The sequence below is a fragment of the Sphingobacterium sp. NPDC055346 genome (assembly GCF_053645235.1).
In genome coordinates this window covers 408,819-428,631 of record NZ_JBSHMI010000005.1, presented here as the reverse complement: position 1 = coordinate 428,631, position 19,813 = coordinate 408,819, and the positions used below count along the sequence as shown (strand labels likewise).

The 19,813-nt window shown below is 42.9% G+C and carries 14 protein-coding genes; 9 read left to right on the top strand and 5 right to left on the bottom strand.

Annotation, left to right across the window (positions count from 1 at the left end):
• Position 1 precedes the first annotated feature (1 nt).
• The 9 genes from ACWICE_RS12865 to ACWICE_RS12825 all read left to right on the top strand — a co-directional run bounded on the left by ACWICE_RS12865 (position 2) and on the right by ACWICE_RS12825 (position 10,120).
• A complete protein-coding gene (locus ACWICE_RS12865) occupies positions 2-1,324 on the top strand; it encodes an MFS transporter (protein WP_454298512.1) in 1,323 nt (440 codons plus the stop codon).
• A 30-nt stretch (positions 1,325-1,354) separates the two neighbouring features.
• Entirely contained in the window at positions 1,355-4,867 is a 3,513-nt protein-coding gene (locus ACWICE_RS12860; protein WP_093099108.1) for a nitrate reductase, read from the top strand.
• Positions 4,860-6,356: a rubredoxin gene (locus ACWICE_RS12855; RefSeq protein ID WP_093099109.1), complete on the top strand. Its 1,497-nt coding sequence runs from the start codon at positions 4,860-4,862 to the stop codon at positions 6,354-6,356. The genes ACWICE_RS12860 and ACWICE_RS12855 overlap by 8 nt, the downstream gene beginning before the upstream one ends.
• Position 6,357: 1 nt before the next feature.
• Entirely contained in the window at positions 6,358-7,086 is a 729-nt protein-coding gene (locus tag ACWICE_RS12850; protein WP_093099111.1) for a sulfite exporter TauE/SafE family protein, read from the top strand.
• Positions 7,086-8,036, top strand: a complete 951-nt coding sequence (locus tag ACWICE_RS12845; protein WP_093099112.1) for a GTP 3',8-cyclase MoaA — start codon at positions 7,086-7,088, stop codon at positions 8,034-8,036. The genes ACWICE_RS12850 and ACWICE_RS12845 overlap by 1 nt, the downstream gene beginning before the upstream one ends.
• A gap of 2 nt (positions 8,037-8,038) precedes the next feature.
• Positions 8,039-8,275, top strand: coding sequence for a MoaD/ThiS family protein (locus ACWICE_RS12840; protein ID WP_093099114.1), 237 nt, complete (start codon positions 8,039-8,041; stop codon positions 8,273-8,275).
• Positions 8,275-8,706, top strand: a complete 432-nt coding sequence (locus tag ACWICE_RS12835) for a molybdenum cofactor biosynthesis protein MoaE (RefSeq protein WP_093099115.1) — start codon at positions 8,275-8,277, stop codon at positions 8,704-8,706. Before ACWICE_RS12840 ends, ACWICE_RS12835 begins: the two co-directional genes overlap by 1 nt.
• Complete coding sequence (gene mobA / locus ACWICE_RS12830; protein ID WP_093099117.1) at positions 8,707-9,378, top strand: molybdenum cofactor guanylyltransferase; 672 nt, start codon at positions 8,707-8,709, stop codon at positions 9,376-9,378.
• Positions 9,379-9,760: 382 nt separating this feature from the next.
• Positions 9,761-10,120: a molybdopterin-binding protein gene (locus ACWICE_RS12825; RefSeq protein WP_093099118.1), complete on the top strand. Its 360-nt coding sequence runs from the start codon at positions 9,761-9,763 to the stop codon at positions 10,118-10,120.
• A gap of 95 nt (positions 10,121-10,215) precedes the next feature.
• On the opposite strand, the gene ACWICE_RS12820 is transcribed toward ACWICE_RS12825, so the two are convergent.
• The 5 genes from ACWICE_RS12820 to ACWICE_RS12800 all read right to left on the bottom strand — a co-directional run bounded on the left by ACWICE_RS12820 (position 10,216) and on the right by ACWICE_RS12800 (position 19,808).
• Positions 10,216-10,899, bottom strand: coding sequence for a Crp/Fnr family transcriptional regulator (locus tag ACWICE_RS12820; RefSeq protein ID WP_093099120.1), 684 nt, complete (start codon positions 10,897-10,899; stop codon positions 10,216-10,218).
• A gap of 1,257 nt (positions 10,900-12,156) precedes the next feature.
• Positions 12,157-13,509 (bottom strand): MFS transporter, encoded by a 1,353-nt coding sequence (locus ACWICE_RS12815; RefSeq protein ID WP_454298511.1) that lies wholly within the window; start codon positions 13,507-13,509, stop codon positions 12,157-12,159.
• 3 nt (positions 13,510-13,512) lie between these two features.
• Positions 13,513-15,258: an alpha-amylase family protein gene (locus tag ACWICE_RS12810; protein ID WP_454298510.1), complete on the bottom strand. Its 1,746-nt coding sequence runs from the start codon at positions 15,256-15,258 to the stop codon at positions 13,513-13,515.
• Positions 15,259-15,358: 100 nt separating this feature from the next.
• Positions 15,359-17,476: a glycoside hydrolase family 97 protein gene (locus tag ACWICE_RS12805; protein WP_454298509.1), complete on the bottom strand. Its 2,118-nt coding sequence runs from the start codon at positions 17,474-17,476 to the stop codon at positions 15,359-15,361.
• Positions 17,477-17,489: 13 nt separating this feature from the next.
• Entirely contained in the window at positions 17,490-19,808 is a 2,319-nt protein-coding gene (locus ACWICE_RS12800) for a family 65 glycosyl hydrolase domain-containing protein (protein ID WP_454298508.1), read from the bottom strand.
• Between the last annotated feature and the right edge of the window lie 5 nt (positions 19,809-19,813).

The window sequence follows — 19,813 nt, the reverse complement described above, 5'->3', positions numbered from 1 at the left end:
GATGCAACAGAATCAATCCCCCCTTTCAAAGCTCAACATCTTTTCCTTCAAAGGCATTCAGATGCGTACATTCCATATCACCTGGATAACGTTCTTTTTCTGTTTCTTCGGATGGTTTGGTGTCGCGCCTCTGATGCCCATGATTCGCGATCAGCTGAATTTGACCAAGAGTGAGGTCGGTAATATCATTATAGCGTCCGTCTCCGCCACCATTATTGCCCGCTTATTGATCGGGAAGTTGTGCGACACACTGGGTCCACGCCTCACTTATACCATTTTATTAGTTGTGGGTGCTATCCCGATCATGCTTATCGGCCTAAGCAACAGTTATGCCTCTTTTTTGCTGTTCAGATTCTGTATAGGAATTGTTGGAGCTTCTTTTGTCATCACCCAATTTCATACATCCATGATGTTTGCGCCCAATATTGTCGGTACCGCCAATGCCGTAACCGGTGGATGGGGAAATCTCGGCGGTGGCGTTACCAATTTGGTTATGCCATTAATTGCTGCGGGTTTTGCCGCGATGGGTTTTGTTAGCGAAGCGGATTCCTGGAGACTCGCCATGGTTGTTCCTGGCGTCATCCTTCTGATCATGGCTTTTATTTACTACCGATACACGACAGATGCACCTGCAGGGAATTTTAGCGATTTACAGAAAAAGGATGCGTCTGCCTATCAGAAAAAAAGCAAGGGATCACTTGTGGAAGCATTGCAAGACTATCGTGTATGGGTATTGACACTCGCTTACGCCGCCTGCTTCGGCATTGAGATTACCGTAGATAATGTGGCAGCCATATTTTTTATAGACCGTTTTGGCACGAGTATCATTGTAGCGGGTGCTATGGCCGGTATATTTGGAGGCATGAATATTTTTGCCCGTGCGATGGGAGGCATTGTAAGTGACAACGTCGGCAAGCGATTCGGGCTAAAGGGAAAAGGGGCATTGTTAGGGTTGCTTTTGGTTTTAGAAGGTCTGGGCATCGCGTTGTTTGCTGCTTCGGGGACGTTGGCTTTTGCCGTTGCTTCCATGCTGATCTTCGCCTTGTTTCTGAAAATGGCCAATGGCTGTACATACGGAATCGTCCCCTTTATCAACAAAAATAATATTGGTGTCGTCAGCGGTATAGTAGGTGCCGGTGGAAACATTGGCGCCATGCTGGTTGGTTTTCTGTTCAAGTCAGAAAACCTGACCTATGCCGATGCCTTTCAATATATCGGCGCAGGGGTCGTACTCATAGGTTTGTTAGTTACATTGACCAGATTCCAGCCAAAGCCAGCAATCAAGAATAGTATAGAGACAGGAAAGCTCGACTTTCAACAGTAAAAATAGGAATTGATTTGCCTTTTGTCAGACATGAAAGAAACAGAAGTAACAAGTACCTGCTGTTATTGCGGTGTCGGATGCGGTGTGAAAATTCAGCTAGATAAACACGATGCAGTAACGGTAGTAGGCGACGGAGAACATCCGGTTAATCGGGGGAAATTATGCAGCAAGGGCATGAATCTGCAGTACACGGTCAACGATAAGTCCGACCGTCTACTTTATCCGCAAATGCGGTATCACCGAAATATGCCGATGCAACGGGTCAGCTGGGAAGATGCGCTCACCCGTACAGCCGCTGTATTCCGTACGATGATGGATAAATACGGTCCGGATGCGGTCGCCTTTTACGCATCCGGTCAATGCCTCACGGAAGAATATTACGTCATCAATAAACTGATAAAAGGCTTTATAGGCAGCAACAATATAGACACCAATTCACGCCTATGCATGAGTAGTGCCGTTGCTGCCTATAAAATGGCTCTTGGGGAGGACTCCGTGCCTATTTGCTACGATGATATCGAGCTCTCCGATTGCTTTTTAGTAGAAGGAGCTAACCCCGCTTGGTGTCATCCCATTCTCTGGCGTCGGGTAGAAGCACACAAAGCAAATCATCCACACACAAAAATCATTGTGGTCGATCCCCGGAAAACAGACACCGCAGCTATTGCCGATCTACACCTACAGATCCAACCGGGTACAGACATGGTTCTGAATTATGCTATTGGTCGGTTGCTGATTGAAAACGGCGATATTGATTGCGATTTTATCGAAAATCACACCGAGGGATTTGAAGATTACAAGGCACGTGTGTTTGAGCGCACGCTAAAGGAATCCGCAGACATCTGTCGCATATCGGAATATGAAATCTGTCAAGCGGCGAGCTATATTGGCGAATCGAAAACCCTATTGACCATGTGGACAATGGGTCTTAATCAAAGTGTGAAAGGTGTCGATAAAAACCTGTCGCTCATCGACCTCAATTTGATTACCGGCAGAATCGGGAAACCCGGCTCCGGTCCATTCTCGCTGACCGGGCAGCCCAATGCCATGGGCGGTCGGGAGGTTGGTGGTCTTGCCAACTTGCTGCCTGCGCATCGCGATCTGAAAAACGCTTCCCATCGGCAGGAAGTGGCTGATTTTTGGGGCGGAACTGCCCTATCCGACAAACCGGGGCTTACAGCTACCGAAATGTTTGAGGCATTGGCCGACGGCAAGCTAAAAGCCGTCTGGATATTATGTACCAATCCATTGACAAGCCTACCCGATACGCGAACAGTAGAACAGGCCTTGGAAAAGGCTAAATTTGTCGTGGTGCAGGAGATCAGTAACAAGCCCCAAACCTTAGCTTATGCCGATGTCATTTTGCCCGCAGCTGCCTGGGCAGAAAAAGAAGGAACGATGACCAATTCCGAACGTCGGATCAGTCATTTGCACAAAATCATCGACCCACCGGGCGAAGCACTTCCTGACGCTGAAATTATTTGTCGTTTTGCCAAAAAAATGGGCTTTGCAGGTTTTGATTATCCAAACACCGAAGCCATATACAAAGAACATACCCGGCTTACCGCAAAGACCAATCTGCATATCGAAGGTCTGGATTATACACAGATCGACAAACATAAAACCATTCAATGGCCTTACAATAAGCGGCGAAAAATAGGAACAACGCGTTTATTTGCCGATCATGACTTCTATACACCGTCCCGGAAAGCCATTATCCACAGTCCGGATACCGATCTGCGTAGCGAATTACCAGATGCGGCCTTTTCTTTTATTCTGACCACCGGACGCATCCGAGACCAATGGCATACGATGTCCAAAACGGGTAAAGTTAGCAAGCTGAAACAGCATATCAGCGAGTCCACCCTCGAAATCCATCACAATGATGCCAAACAACTCGGCATCACCGAAGGACAATTGGTCGAAATCTCTTCACGTCGCGGTAATGTACGCGTCAAGGCCAGCCTCAGCACCAGCATAAAACCGGGATGTGTCTTTTTACCCATGCACTGGGGAAAGCTCGGTGACACGGACTTACATCGGGCAAATAACCTCACCAACCCGCTGCTCGATCCCATTTCAAAAGAACCGGATTTCAAATTCTGCGCCGTTCAGGTAGTTCCTTACGAGAAGCCCTTTGAGCGCATTGTGATTGTCGGCGCCGGTGCCGGGGCTTTCGGTTTCGTCAAAGCTTTTCGAGAAATCAATACAAGGGATGAGATAACCGTGATCAGCAATGAAAACCTGCCCTTTTATAACCGGGTCATGCTACCACATTATGTAAGCGGCGACCAACAATGGGAGGAACTCGTCAAAATGCGGGATGAGGAAGAAAAGAATGTCTACAACATTAACCATATCAGAGGCGTTATCGTGACCCGTATCGATCGCGAGCATAAATATGTCGAAGATTCACGTGGGATAAAAACACCTTATGACACACTCATTCTGGGTACAGGAAGCCGACCGACAATGCCCAAAGACATTCCGACATTACCGGGTATCTTTAGTATTCGGCGACGTTCGGATGCGGACAACCTCCGTAAATATCTTCGGAAAGATTCTTCTGTCGTCATTATCGGTGGTGGATTGTTGGGCTTAGAAATGGCCGCAAGTCTGCGGGAGATGGACGTACGGGTTACGGTTGTCCAGCGTGTTTCGCGTTTTTTGAACCGGCAATTGGATGTCCTCGGTAGTCAATTGCTCCATGAAGAGATGATTGACCAAGGCTGTGATGTCTTTTATAACGACGAGGTACAACTCTACTACGGCAGAAGCAAAGTCAACAAAGTAGAACTGAAAAGCGGTATTCAGATTAAATGCGATGCTGTCATCGTTGCCATCGGTACGACACCCAATATTGAGCTGGCAAAAGCTGCTGGATTGCACTGTCAGCGGGGTGTGGTGGTAAACAACAGGCTGCAAACAAGCGATCCTTCGATATATGCTATCGGCGAAATTGCAGAATTTGAAGGCATAATGTACGGTTTTACGGCAGCCGCCGAACAGCAAAGCTCCGTCGTGGCACGTTATCATAACGGTGATATCGGCAGTGTCTATCCAGGCTCTGTTTTTATGAATATTATCAAAATTCAAGGCTTTGATTTGTGTAGCATCGGCATCGTGGATTGTCCAAATGATGAATACGAAGAAATTGTGTTTATAGACAAGGCAAAACGCTATTATAAAAAATGTATCATCCATCAAGATCGCTTAGTAGGCGCTGTACTCATTGGTGATAAGAATGAATTTCTAGAATTCAAAGACCTAATCACCAACAAGACAGAACTTAGTGAAAAACGGTTACAATTGTTGCGTAGCGGCAGTGCAAAAGAACCCGTTATCGGTAAGTTGATTTGCAGCTGTAGCCAGGTCGGAGAAGGGAACCTGCAAAAGCTCATCCAATCCGGATGCACGGAGCTAAAAACATTATGCGAAACCAGTGGTGCCGGAACAGGATGCGGCTCATGCCGTCCGCAAGTGATGGCAATTTTGGATAGTTTTTTGGCAGAAAAAGAAGAAATGGAGGTTACGAATGGCTAAGCAGATACAACAGGAATGGAAACGCGTGAAAATCAATCTACCTGGAGGTTATGTATCGGTGGGTGATTTCAAGGCCATACTGGAAGCAGCGCATGCAACAGGGGTTAAAACCGTGAAGATCGGCACACGCCAACAACTGCTTTTTTCAGCCACTCCAACACAAATGGAAGATATCGAATATCAGCTCTTTAGTCAAGAACTGCTGTATGAAGTAAATGAAAATCACTATCCAAATATCGTAAGTTCTTATGTGGCCGATGGTCTTTACAATCAGCCGCATTGGTTGAGAGAGGGAATTTATAAAGATATTTTAGCGTCCTTTGAATTTACGCCCAAACTAAAGATCAACATTGTAGATGCGAATCAGTCTTTTGTATCTTATTATACCGGTAATTTGAATTTTGTATCCTCCGGAGTAGGCAATTATTGGCATGTCTATATCCGTTGGCCCAAAACAAATCAAGTAAGAAGCTGGTCATCACTCATTTATTCCATGGATATTGCCGCCATCAGCAAGGAACTGGAAAGCGCCATAATGGATAACAAAGATATAGCAGAAGACGACATTGCTGCTGTATGTGCGGATCTGGAATTAAAAATTAGAGCGTCGGGTGCGTTTCATTTTCAACAAGTTCAAGAACCGCTAACGGAATCGGATTTCCGTCTTCCCTATTATGAAGGTTTTAACCAATATGACGATAAATATTGGCTAGGCATTTATCGGCCAGACGAGTGTTACACCGTTTCCTTTTTGCTGGACGTTTGCAACGTTTGCCAAACATCCCGGGTAGGTCAGATGTATACGACGCCCTGGCGTTCACTCATTATTAAAGACATCCGACAGCAAGATCGTAAAGAATGGGATATCATTCTCGACAAACACCGTATTAACCTGCGCCACGCCTCCAACGAGCTAAATTGGCAAATCGAAGACTGGTGCGAACCAGCGCTAAAGTTGAAGCGTTCCATCGTCAGGTATTTTGATCGCTGGAATATTCGAACTTACCGACTTTGTTTTGGCATTAAGATTGGATCAAACAGTGGCATCTGGGGTTCGATTATCATCAAACAGATCAACGATGGGAACAGTGAACCTTACTTCGATGTTTTCCACACGCAAGATTTCAAGGCCAACTCTTATAACCTCGTTCTCTATAAACAACGCGTAACAGAGAAATCGTTACCCGCGACGCTAAAAACACTTTGTGATTGCTGTTACGATGCCACATTACAAAACAGCAATCCGGAGCCTGAACATCATCCCTCCGATTTACCGGAGTTTTCGCAATGTGCCCCGCAGCAATCATTATTCCGCTGCCCACATTGCCTCAGTATTTATGATCCCGCTTATGGGGATGTATTAGCGTCAATAGAACCAGGTATCGCCTTCGACGATCTACCTGCAGATTATACCTGTGGTCTATGCGGTTCTCCCAAAAGAGAATTTATAGCATTTGATCAAATCAACACCACATCTTTAAAACATTGACATGGAACTCTATTATATCGCATTCGTCCTATTTGTTGTTGGCTTTTTGTATGCCTCGGTTGGACACGGAGGTGCCAGCGGCTACATTGCTGTCTTTTCCATCTTTTCCATTCCCGTAGCACAATACAAACCACTTATATTAATGCTCAATATGCTCGTTGCCGGCACAGGATTCTTTCAGTTTCGGCGTGCCGGATACTTCAGATGGTCTACCTGTTGGCCATTTTTGATCACCTCTATTCCAACGGCATTCCTAGGTGCACGGTATGCGCTTGAGGGGAAAGTCTATTTTGTACTACTTGGATTTGCCTTAATATTGCCTATCATCCGGCTGCTGGGGATAACACCCAAAGAGCGCCCAGAACGCAAAACGGTAAATATACCGCTGGCATTACTCATAGGCGCCATTATCGGCCTCCTATCGGGTATGCTCAATATCGGTGGCGGTATCTTTTTAAGCCCGTTGCTTATCTTATTGGGCTGGGCCAATGCCAAGGAAGCTGCAGCTACCTCCGCTATTTTTATAACGTTAAATTCTTTCAGCGGTTTATTAGGTAATACCACCCCGATATACATCGATACATCCTTCGCCATCTGGTTTTGGGCGGCAGCTGCCGGAGGATTTACGGGCGCATATTTTGGTAGTGCGCGTTTTCCTATGGCAACTGTACGCACCTTGCTGAGCGTAGTGCTCCTGATCGCTTGTTGTAAACTATTATTTTTCATGTAATGCGAACATTGACAGACCCTATCGGAAGATCATTCAAAGTCCTGCGCGTAAGCCTGCTCGATAGATGCAACTTTGCGTGCACCTATTGTGTATGTGAAGATGGAATCACCTCAGCCATAGCAAGGCCGGTTGTGTTGTCCAGCGGTGAGCTCATTGACCTCATAGGTCGCTTGCACGATGTATTGCATCTACAAACAATCCGTTTAACAGGAGGTGAGCCACTGCTATACCCCGATCTCCCCAAATTAATAACGGGTATTCGACAATTGGGTATCCATGATATTAAAATGACGACAAACGGCTTTTTATTGACGAAAAAAGTTACTTCTCTCCAAGAAGCCGGCCTTCGATCCATCAATGTCTCGCTAGATGCATTATCCGAAACTTCCTTCTTTAGGGTCACAAAACGGGCGGGTGTAAAGCAGGTGATCGAGGGAATAATAGCCGCCAAAAAAATAGGGTTGGAGGTAAAAATTAACACGGTGATTATGGCCGGTGAAAACGATAAGGAGATTCTGCCTTTACTAGATTTTGCCTTTAGACATGGTATTAAAATACGCTTTTTGGAATTGATGGGCATGGGCCATCTATTTGGCGATACAGACAGCAAGTTTTTCTCGAGGCAAGCCATGCTGGAAAGAATAAGTAGTTTCTATGCAATCGACGAACAGGCAAAGAAATACGGAGACACCGCAACGTACTGGAACACCGCTTGCGGCCATAGCTTCGGGATCATTGCCAATGAAAGCCATCCTTTTTGTGCCGACTGCAATCGTCTGCGATTAGACGCTCAGGGAAATATTTATGGCTGTTTAAGTAGTAATACGCCCATACCTCTTCGGGAGGTCAGCAGTCAGAAAGGATTCGAAACGAGTTTATATGCAGCACTAGGGCAAAAACAAATGCAGTTTTCCGGAAGCGAAATAAGTATGTTAACAATTGGAGGATAAATATGATTACTTTAGAATTTTTTGCGGGATTGAAGGATTATTTCCCTTCCGTTATGGAGGTCCAAGAGACCCCAGAAGACATCAATCGTTTACGACGTTACCTGATTGACCAGCAATCATTTGCTACAACATTATTGGAGCAATGTCGGTTTGCGGTAGATGATACGTTTGTTCAGGAGGACTACCAGCTTCGTCAGGGCGACCTTATCTTAGTCATTCCACCCAGTAGCGGAGGCTAATGATGACACAACATCTTAGCACCGAAAAAATTGATGTAATGGCACTTTGGAAGCAGGCTCATCATCCAGAAGCAGGGGGAGTCGTGCTGTTTAGTGGCGTAGTACGGAATAACCACCAAGGAAAGGAAGTCTCGCACCTTTCTTACGAGGCTGCCGAGCAGATGGCCAACAAGATGATTGCGGCATTACTGGATGAGGCAAAACAACGTTGGGGACTACAAGTTGCTATCGCCGTCCATCGTTTGGGCAAAGTTTCAGTCATGGAAACAGCAGTGGTGGTCATTACTGCTGCTGCCCATCGTGAGGAAGCCTACGAAGCCAATCAGGATATCATCGACCGTATCAAACATCATGTACCGCTATGGAAATGTGAGCATTTCGTGGACGGTGAGCGAGCCTGGGGAGGACATTGCTCCTGTCAACAGAAGTAAATGGACGACATGGAAATCTACTATTTATCAATGGAAAACACAGCACACACATTGTTAGGATTAGTGCTATGCGGAGGTAAAAGCAGCCGTATGGGAACCGACAAAGGACAGTTACGCAAGGATGGCTGTACTTGGGCCAAACATATGAGCGACAGGTTAGAAAGTCTGGGCCTGGAAACCTATTTCTCTATTAATCCGCTCCAGCAGAGCACTTATCGTCAGATTTTTTCTTCCGAAACATTGATCATCGATCAAGTCGATGTAAAAGGCCCTTTAGCTGGTTTGTTGAGCGCTCACCAACTGTTCCCCAAAGCAGACCTCTTCGTGCTACCCTGTGATATGATCGATATTGAAACGCCACTATTACAGCGACTGTTGGACATTCGTCGGCAGATTGTGGGGGCTGACGTATATCTGTATACGAAAAATGAACAGATCGAACCCTTGTGTGCCATTTATACCGCTTCCGGACTACAGAAATTATTCCTCGATTACCAACATGGGTACCTGACTGGGTTTTCCGTAAAACGTGCTATAAAAAATCTTTGCGCGGTAAAACTCCCTGCTTCGGGGAATGCGAAAGATTTCCGGAACTACAATACGCCTGATAATATCCGTAAATGGCAAAAAAACGAATTTTTAACCCAACATTTTTTTTACCCAACAAATTGAAAGAAATATGATCCAGGAAGGTCGGTATTTTTCGGGGCACTGAGAAGATAAAGGCCAGTCTCGTGTAGTGGCGACAAGTAATATTGCGTTAACTTCCCCCTATATACATGATGGCGGGTTCGCGACATTTCGAGAGGTCCTAGATCATTATAGTGATCATATCCAACATTTTGAAACACTAAGCCCGTTCCTCATGGACAGCAACGGAAATATCAGTTTATTTACATCTAACGTCACAAGAAAAAACGGTCATCATCGCGTTTCTAACAACGCTGACAGACAACACTTTTATCACGAATCCCTCATTTTTAAATCCTTTCCCCTAAATAATCATAATCTGATATGAAAACTATATTATAATACGCTTTAACGACCCTTTTAAATGGGGAGAATCCATGCCCAAATACTTTTGGAAATCGGTAGCGATGTAACCCAAAAATGTACATTGTCGATGGCGGAGTTAAATCGTTTACCTATGCAGCGTTATCCGGCCACGCACCAACAAGGTGATACGGTGGTATATGACGTCGTTCGTTTGGAGGATTTTTTTGCATTGGCCGGTGTATCTACCAGGGATCAGTTAATAGGAAAGGGACTTCAGAAGGTTGTTGTCGTGACGGCCGGCGATGGTTACAAGGTGGTATTCTCCTTGCAAGAACTTGATCCGAAAATGGAAGGAGGCTCAGTTTTGCTCGGTATTGGGCATGTTGGGAAGCCGCTGAATAAGCAGGTAGGTCCCTAGCAGATCATCGCTCCAAACGACAGGTTACATTCACAGTGGATACGAGAAGGCAGACACATAAGCATACCTTACAATTCAGGCTAAAAATTAATTTATTACAACCTGCTATAATATAACAGCTTTTCTCTATTTTTTATTTTGATACGTCTATTGACTAGTTCAACAATATCTTCTGCGATCAGTTCAGCAATCATGCGATACACACTCTCGTAAGTTGACCCCACATAAGCCGCCAAATCTGTCTTAGACAGCATCAATTTAATATATCCCTCGTTATCCGTACCCATTTTCTCCTCCAACTGAAAAAAACACCATGCAAGTCTTCCTTTAACCGATAAATGAACCTGATTATTCGCTTTTCGTTCAGAAACCTGTAGTTCATCCGCATAAAACATCAGCATGGCGTATGTTAATGCGGGATTCGTTCTCAATAATTTTTTAAAAAAATCGAAGGGAACAAAACACAGTATACAATTTTCTAAACAAGTAGCCGATATCGGAAAAGTAGGTTTATCTCCCGGCATACCACGATGTCCTATAATCTCTCCTTTGTTAGCAAAACGTACAATACTTTCTTTATCTCCATGTCTTTTATGTACTTTGACCAATCCTTCTTGAACAAAATACACACCTTTAGCTTCCTCTCCTTCATGAATGATTTGCTGTCCCTTTTTTGCTTTGATAACCTGTCGCCGGTTTTCGATATTTTCCCACCAATCTTGCCCAGAATGGCGGCACATAAAACAAGAGTGATCGCACGCCTTTAGTTTTTTGCTCATTTGCTTTTTGGTTATTGTTGTTCCTTGCTTACAATATCTTCTTTTAAAAAAATGACACAACCTGAAAACAGTGTCAAAAAAAATTGATAATGGTATCCGACACTCTATTTGATAACTAATGTTCCTTGTAATTCTCGTGCAAAAATACTAGAATAACCCGAAGTGTATTATAGAAAAAGTTACTCGCATCATCAAAAAAACCATATTGTATTGATTTTTCAGATAAATATAACCACATAAACCTAGTGGCAAATTACAAATAGAGGTTTTTGTGCCTCTCAAAATTTACATTTTTATGTATGGGCTTCATGCAGTATGTTCAATAAGTGCGTATTTCAGAACTTTGGTTTATCACGAGCATCAGTACATGAAATTCATCATTTGAGAGAAATAGAGGTAAGGTATATTTGTCACACACAATTCAACTGGACCTGTTTAATGAAGTGAGTATTGACTTGCAAACACCTAAAATGACAAATCAAAAAGACTACAAGCCATAATTTTATTCATTTAAAAAATATAGATGCATAAAAATTCCTATCTAAAGGTGTTTCCATACAGAATTTGTTGTTACTCTCAGAATTGGCCCTCCCTGTCCGTTTCAGACCAGTTGAAACTGTCCATTTTGATCAGGTGGTTTTCCTGAAATAAACTGGTCATCGATCTATTTCCACAGATCGATCAATGCAGATATTCAGCCTAATGAAGTTTTCCAAATTGGACAGATTCCGTCGGTATTTAATCCTTTTCTGTATGTATGCCGCGTATTCGGAGGTCCCTACAAAGCTTGGTTACTATTAAACTTTTCAACCATTTATTAACACCATATACAGGCACGCCTAGATAAGTTTAGCTATAGGACAAATCGGTCAATACACAAGCAAGAGAGAAATCCTAGAAGAAATAATGAAATTGCATCCAAGAAAAAAGTCTACTTTCGCATTTTCTTGTTGATATTTTTTATTTTAGCTAAATAGCAATTGCAGCTAAAACGTATGCCAAACCAGTGAGTTATTCGGTGAGTAGGGAAATTTGCTTTTTGTAAAACCCTGATAAAGAGATTGATGCTGTTGGGGTTCGATTCCCCTACGGGGCCACAGACTTAAAAGTCAAAACATATCAAAAGCCTGCAAATCAAATGTTTGCAGGTTTTTTTTGTTTTATAGGTGTCTACAAATATTTCAACTTTTCCGGGGTCAAAATATGCGAATAGCCATATAAAGTATTTCAAAATCAAAAAAAGCTTGATAACTATCGCTAAGCTGTTCTTGTGGCTTTTATACGCAGTACACTTATCGCAGCAAGAATCATTAATCCCCCAGCAGATACCAAAGCAAATACAGTCTGTCCGCTAAAAGCATATTTAACCAGGTAGCCACCTATTACCCCACTGACGATCTGGGGAAAAGTAATAAAGAAATTAAAAAGCCCCATATATACTCCCATTTTCTTTGTTGGTAAACTATCACTCAGAATAGCATACGGCATTGCCAGAATACTTCCCCAAGCAATACCGACTCCGATCATTGAAATAACCAAAACCGTCGGATCGTTAATAAGGTAAATTGAGCTTAAAGCAACTCCTCCTACCAGCAATGAACATGCGTGTGTAGATTTTTGTCCGATTCGACGAGCAATACGGGGTAAAAAAAGTGCATAAATAGCCGATACGGCATTGTAAATACCAAAAAGTACGCCTACCCAGTTGGCGGCATTCGCATATCCAAGGGATGTCGTGTCTCCTGATTTTACATCATAGATATGTTCAGCAATAGCAGGAGTCGTAAAAACCCACATGAGAAACAATGCAAACCAAGAGAAAAACTGAACCAGTCCCAGTTGCTTCATAACGACAGGCATATGCTTGATATCATACAGCAGCCCAGTAAAAAAACTCTTTTTTGAAGCTTCCTCTACAGCCAATTCATTGGATGGTTCATCAAAATTCGCCAACTCCTCAGGCGTGTATTCTTTTGTCGTGCATACTGTCCAAAGTATACTCACAACCAAAACAAAAGCCCCTACATAAAAAGAATAGATCACATTATCCGGAACAAAACCAACCTCCGCAACTTTAGAGATACCTACATACTCTGCTAAGATATAGGGTAGCCACGAACCTATAACAGCTCCTAATCCGATTAAAAATGTTTGAATAGAAAAGCCCAGACTGCGCTGTTCACTTGACAAGTTATCAGCAATTAGTGCCCTGAACGGTTCCATTGTCACATTTATAGACGCATCCATAATCATCAGCATACCTGCTCCAATCATCAAAGGAGGTAGAATCGCTGTTAACACAGCCGCATTAGGCATCAAAACCAGTGCTATAGCGGTAAATATAGCTCCTCCGAGAAAATAGGGTCTTCGTCGTCCTAATTTATTCCACGTTCGATCACTATAATGTCCTATAATGGGCTGAACAATCATGCCTGTCAACGGAGCCGCCAACCAAAACAATGACAAGTGCTCAACATCTGCACCAAACGTTTGTAATATTCGGGAAGCATTTCCGTTTTGTAGGGCAAAACCCATCTGAATACCTAGGAACCCTATACTCATATTAAAAATCTGAGCAAGACTAAGTTTAGGTTTATATATACGATTCATCTTTTAAAACTTAAGTATCTGTGCTTGATTCGCTTCTAATTTCAAATCAATCTGGTTACTGAATTTATTTACTGTTATCGCTTCTTGCCCAAGCAGATCTTTAAATACAAGCTGCTTTCCTTCCATATGAAATGCCTGAATAACATCATCCGGCAAGATCAACGTGAAATTTTGAACTGCCTTTTCAAAATTGGCAATTACCAGTAAACGTTCATTATGCGTATAACGAAGATACGCATAAATGCGATTTGGAAAATTAGGTTGTACTTGTTGGGTAGCCATCAGATCATAGAAGCCGCCGGCCTGTATACTCTGCTCTGTCTTGACAATATTAAATAAAGCTTTGTAAAAAGCTCTTAACCGCACTTCATTTTCAGCAAGCAAACCACCATCAAACTTCCCTTTGTTCATCCATTTTTGGTGCTGTGGTACTCCCCAGTAATCAAAAATAGAGGTACGGCCGTCTTCTCCCCCGAATCCTTCATGTCCGATACCAGGTTCCCCGACTTCTTGTCCGGAATAGATCATAACAGGTCCTGTAGCCATGGTAGCACTCAGTACCATAGCCGGTATTGCCACGAATGGATCACCTGCAAAGTCTTTTGAAGCAATACGCTGTTCATCATGATTTTCCAGAAAACGTAACATTCGTGCAGAATATCCCTTAACTTCATTCCTCCACACATCTTGAATACCTCTTACACCAGCATAGTCGTCATTTCGCATAAGCATTTTTAAGGTATCATAAAGCCCTACCTTGTCATACAAAAAATCAAACTTCCCGGTAGTATAAAAGTTAGCATATTCCTGCTTGTTATACGCTTCCCCAATAAACAATATATCCGGATGGCTTTTCTTAACTTCATCATTCACCCAGGCCCAAAACTCCACGGGAACCATCTCCACCATATCACACCGAAATCCATCAACTCCCTTTCCGGCCCAGAACAAAAGTATATCGCGCATCTTGAACCATAATGGAGGAACAGGGTCGAAATGCTTCGTCTCATTGCGTTGAAAATCTACACCATAATTAAGTTTAACGGTCTCAAACCAGTCATCCTTGGCTGGAGAAGACGAGAACACATTATTTCCGGTAGCTTTTGCAGGACTTTCAGGAAAACTTCCATTCTTCAAGACATTATAAAATTCGCCTCCGCCGGGAATATATCCGCCGGGCACCTGAAAATCACTATCGGGGATGTAATAAAAATCATTTGCAGGCAAAAACTGTTTTGTCTTATCATCGTCCACACCAAAATCCTTTACGTTGTCAGGCTTACTATCAGAATAATAGGTTCGTGCGACATGGTTTGGAATAAAATCTATAATGACCTTCATCTTATGCTGATGTGTCCGCTCGATCAACTGCTCAAACTCCTGCATTCGTCTGCTTACATCAACAGCGAAATCCGGACACACATCATAATAGTCTTTAATGGCATATGGTGAACCCGCCCTACCCTTGACCACATCCGGGTCATCCGGCTTAATCCCGTAGGCGCTGTAATCTGTCATTGTCGCATGTTCGATCACACCGGTATACCACATATGCGTAATTCCCAAATCATAAAGCTCCTGAAGTGCCGTAGCGGTAAAATCATTAAACTTACCTACACCATTTTCTTCTATTGAACCATAATATTTGTTGGTTGTATGGGTATTTCCAAAATGCCTTACCAGGGCCTGATAAATAACAAATTTATTATTTACCAAAGGTTCATTCAACGTGTTTTCTTTATTAAGCAAATCAAGCTGATTAGCGCCTGACGAACAGGATACAACCATAAGCAGTATTATCAATATTCCCCAAAGACTGTTTTTCATCTGCTGTAACTTTATAAATGCTTTATTGTTCTTTAATATGAATAGCGACCCCGCCACTTCTTGCCAGCCATTGTTTCAGTTTTGTTTTTGAAGTAACAGTTTGTTTATAGATATGGTAATGCTGTGGGTTTGTTTCAAAATCAGCATCCTTACTATCCTCATAAATTATGGCTACATATTTTTTACCTTTAGGCAGAAAGTCAAAAGACAACGTTAAGGTACGTGCATTTTCATCTGTGATTGCACCTATAAACCACTCATCTTTTCCTTTCGCCTTACGGGCCATCGCAATATAGTCGCCAGGCTCCGCATCGAGTACGTGCGTCTCATCCCAATCAATAGCCACATCTTTTATAAACTGAAATGCATCCAAGAACCGGTTATAAACCTCGGGTACATCTGCTGCCATCTGCAAGGGGCTATACAATGTGACATACAGTGCAAGCTGCTTGACTAGGGTTGTATTGACACGAGAATTGTTGTTCGGATTATAGGCCTTAATATCCGTTTGAAAAATTCCAGGTGTATAGTCCATTGGTCCCCCAACCAATCTCGTGAAAGGCAATATCGTCAGGTGGTCCGGGGTATTCCCTCCAAAAGACTCATACTCTTGACCACGGGCAGATTCATTACCGATCAGGTTGGGAAAAGTCCTGCTCAACCCTGTAGGATGAACGGCTTCATGTGCATTGACCATGATTTTGTAATCCGCGGCTTTCCTGATAGCGTGGAGATAATGATTTACCATCCATTGACCGTAGTGAAACTCTCCCCGTGGGATAATGTCCCCCACATAGCCACTCTTCACACTATTGTAACCATGCTCCACCATGAATCTATATGCGGTATCCAGGTGTCTTTCATAGTTTCGGACAGAACTGGATGTTTCATGGTGCATCATCATCTTAACCCCTCGCTCCGCGGCATATTGCTGCAATTCCCTGACATCAAAATCAGGATAAGGAGTTACAAATTCAAACACGTAGTCCTTTGATTTTCCAAACCAATCTTCCCATCCTATATTCCAGCCTTCTACCAGCACAGCATCAAAGCCGTGCTTGGCTGCAAAATCAATATACTCTTTTACCCGCCTGGTATTTGCCGCATGGGTCCTATTAGGCTTGACCTGGCTATAGTCTACCTCATCCAGTTTCAGGTTTTCCATACTGGTATAAGACCAACTGCTCTTACCGCTAATCATTTCCCACCAGACCCCAACATATTTGATCGGTTTAATCCAGGATACATCTTCAAATGCGGTAGGCTCATTTAAGTTTAAGATTAACCTGGATGTCAATATATCTGCCGCTTTGTCACTCACCATAATCGTACGCCAGGGAGATACCGCAGGTGTCTGCAAATATCCTTTATTACCAACAGCATCAGGTGTCAGCCACGATTTTAAGATCATGTTCTTATCATCCAGGTTAAGCGACATACAAGCGTAATCGATCAGACCTGCTTCATGAATATTAATATACAGATTGTCCTTGCTCTTGAGAAGAAGTGGTGTCTGCAATCCTGTAGGCGAAAATGAAGTCTGAGAAGCATTGGGTGTCACGGCCTCTGACATCAAAGCCCTGACTTCCGATAGATTTGATGTCGTCGTATTGTATTCTTGGGTATCATAATCTCCCGGTAACCAAAAAGCCTTGTGATCTCCTGTTAAGGCAAACGCAGTTTTCTCTTCCTTGATAATGAAATAACTTAGGTTTTCCTGCTTCGGAAATTCGTACCGAAAACCAAGTCCGTCGTTATAAAGACGAAAATGTATATTTAGCAACCTATTCGGTGTACTTTGTTGCTTAAGATATAATACAAGCTCATTATAATGGTTACGAATCTCCCTTTGTTCTCCCCAAACCGGATTCCAGGTTTCATCAAATGTACCCGTTGAAATACTATCAAGGGAAAAGTTGTCCAGCAGAGACTCCTGGTCTTGAAGCTCCAAACCCAAAAAACTAGGTTTTATAACTTCTTTATTCCGGAATACCAATTTATAATAGGGTCTTCCTTCCTGGCTAAGCCCCACCTCCAGTTTTTGTCTTCCGTCAGGAGAAAGCAGTTCCTGTGCTGCCACATGTGTTAACATAGAAGCAAACAGGGTTGAAATGATAACGATATGTTTAATTGACTTCATATTCTAACTTCTATTAATTCAGCGCTAATCGCGGATTGGAAAACCGAAATTCCTGCCCCTCATTTATTTCTTGCTCCTCATTATCGATCACTACGACAGCCGCAGGGCCAGTCTCATTGGCTATAATAGTTTTATCCTGTTGGATGCTGACATGTAAGTGGGCTCCTCTAAAGTTGATTTTAAAATTGTAGCCGCTCCATTCTTTCGGCAATATAGGCTGAAAATGTAATTTTCCATCCAGAACCCGCATGCCGGCAAACCCTTCTACAATCGTCATCCACGTTCCAGCCATTGAGGTAATATGCAGGCCATCCTCAGTATCGTTATTATAATCATCCAGATCTAACCGTGAAGTGCGCAGATAAAATTCATAAGCTTTATCTTCCTTACCGAGCTTGGCTGCAATAATCGCATGTACACAGGGTGACAAAGAACTTTCATGTACGGTCAATGGTTCATAAAAATTATAGTTACGCTCAATAGTCTCCAGATCGTATTGGTCTTCCAGAAAGTAAAGCCCTTGTAATACGTCGGCCTGCTTAATATAGCAAGAACGCAGAATCCTATCCCAACTCCACTTTTGATTCAATGGGCGTTCCGCGTCCGAAAGTTCAGAAACAGTTATTAATTCTTTATCTAAAAATCCGTCTTGCTGCAAAAATACTCCTTTACTAGCATCCTCAGGATAATAAAACTGTTCAACGATATGATTCCATGTGACTTGCTCCTTATTTTCTAACGAGACTTTTTCCAGTATTTCCCTTAGCCGTTCGGGTGCATTCTGTTCCAGATCCTTGATAACCTTCCCTGTATATTCCATACACCAGGATGCGATACGATTCGTATACCAATTATTATTGACATTATTTTCATATTCATTAGGTCCCGTAACACCTAACATCACATACTTATTTTTATCAGCACTCCAATTCACACGCTGTGCCCAGAATCGGGATATCGCAATAAGAACTTCTAACCCATATGCTGCTAAGTAGTCCGTATCTCCGGTATAACGAACATAGTTGTAAATGGCAAATGCGATAGCCCCGTTTCGATGAATTTCTTCAAATGTAATTTCCCATTCATTATGACATTCCTCTCCATTGATGGTTACCATAGGATACAGGGCTGCACCATTTCGGAACCCTAGCTTCTCTGCATTTTCAATAGCCTTTGGAAGATGATGATAACGATATAGTAATAGATTACGCGCTACTTTTGAATCTGTTGTTGCCATATAGAAAGGTAGGCAATAAGCCTCGGTATCCCAATAAGTTACCCCTCCGTATTTCTCTCCTGTGAATCCCTTTGGACCAATATTTAGCCTTTCGTCTTCACCTGTGTAAGTTTGGAAAAGTTGAAAAATATTGAAACGTATAGCCTGTTGGGCAGACACATCCCCATCAATCTGAACATCAGCATCATTCCATACCTTAGCCCAGGCGTCAGCCTGGTTTTGAAGCATGCCTCTTATTCCCTGGTGGCTCACGCGTTCAAGGACCTGTTTTGCCACATGCTGCAGATCTTCGGTCTTATGATTCTCACTCGTGGTAATGGCAACATACTTATTCAATTCAAAATTCTGCCCTTCTTCAAGAGAAAATTGAAATTTCTGTGCAACATACTTTTCCCGGTTTTCTAGAGCAGTAGAAGGAATGCCAGCATCGCCAACAAACAGGTTATTCAATGCTTCGGTATGGACATGAAATGCAGTTTTCTTCGTTTTTAATTGCAAACCTAGCGTATCGTTTGCAGAACGGCTTACCTCTTCCCAAAACTTTTCATCATAATTCGAATCCCGATTTTCTATATCACCATCCAAATAACTTTCCAACTCGATCGCTGCACGACCTTGCATGACTGTCAGGCAGTACGACAATCCTGCAGCCGCTGTTTCTACAATACTAAATAAACGCTTTGCCGAAACTTCAACAACGGTATCATCTGGTAATTTGGCTTTAAAATTTCGATATAAAACACCAGTCTTCATGTCCAGACGACGCTCAAAATTTAAGACTTCAATCTTTGCCAGATCAAGTGTATGACCATTAATGACGAGATGTAAGCCTATCCAGTTGGTTGAATTAATGACTTTAGCAAAGTATTCAGGATAGCCGTTCTTCCACCAGCCTACACGGGTTTTGTCCGGGTAGTAAATCCCCGCGATATAACTCCCCTGCAGCGATTTGCCTGTATAATCTTCTTCAAAATTGGCACGTTGCCCCATTCTCCCATTACCGATCGAAAAAATACTTTCTGAAATTTCATTGTATTCGGCCCGGTATTGATCCTCGATAATCTGCCAAGGATCTTTTACTATATAATCTTTCATACTCA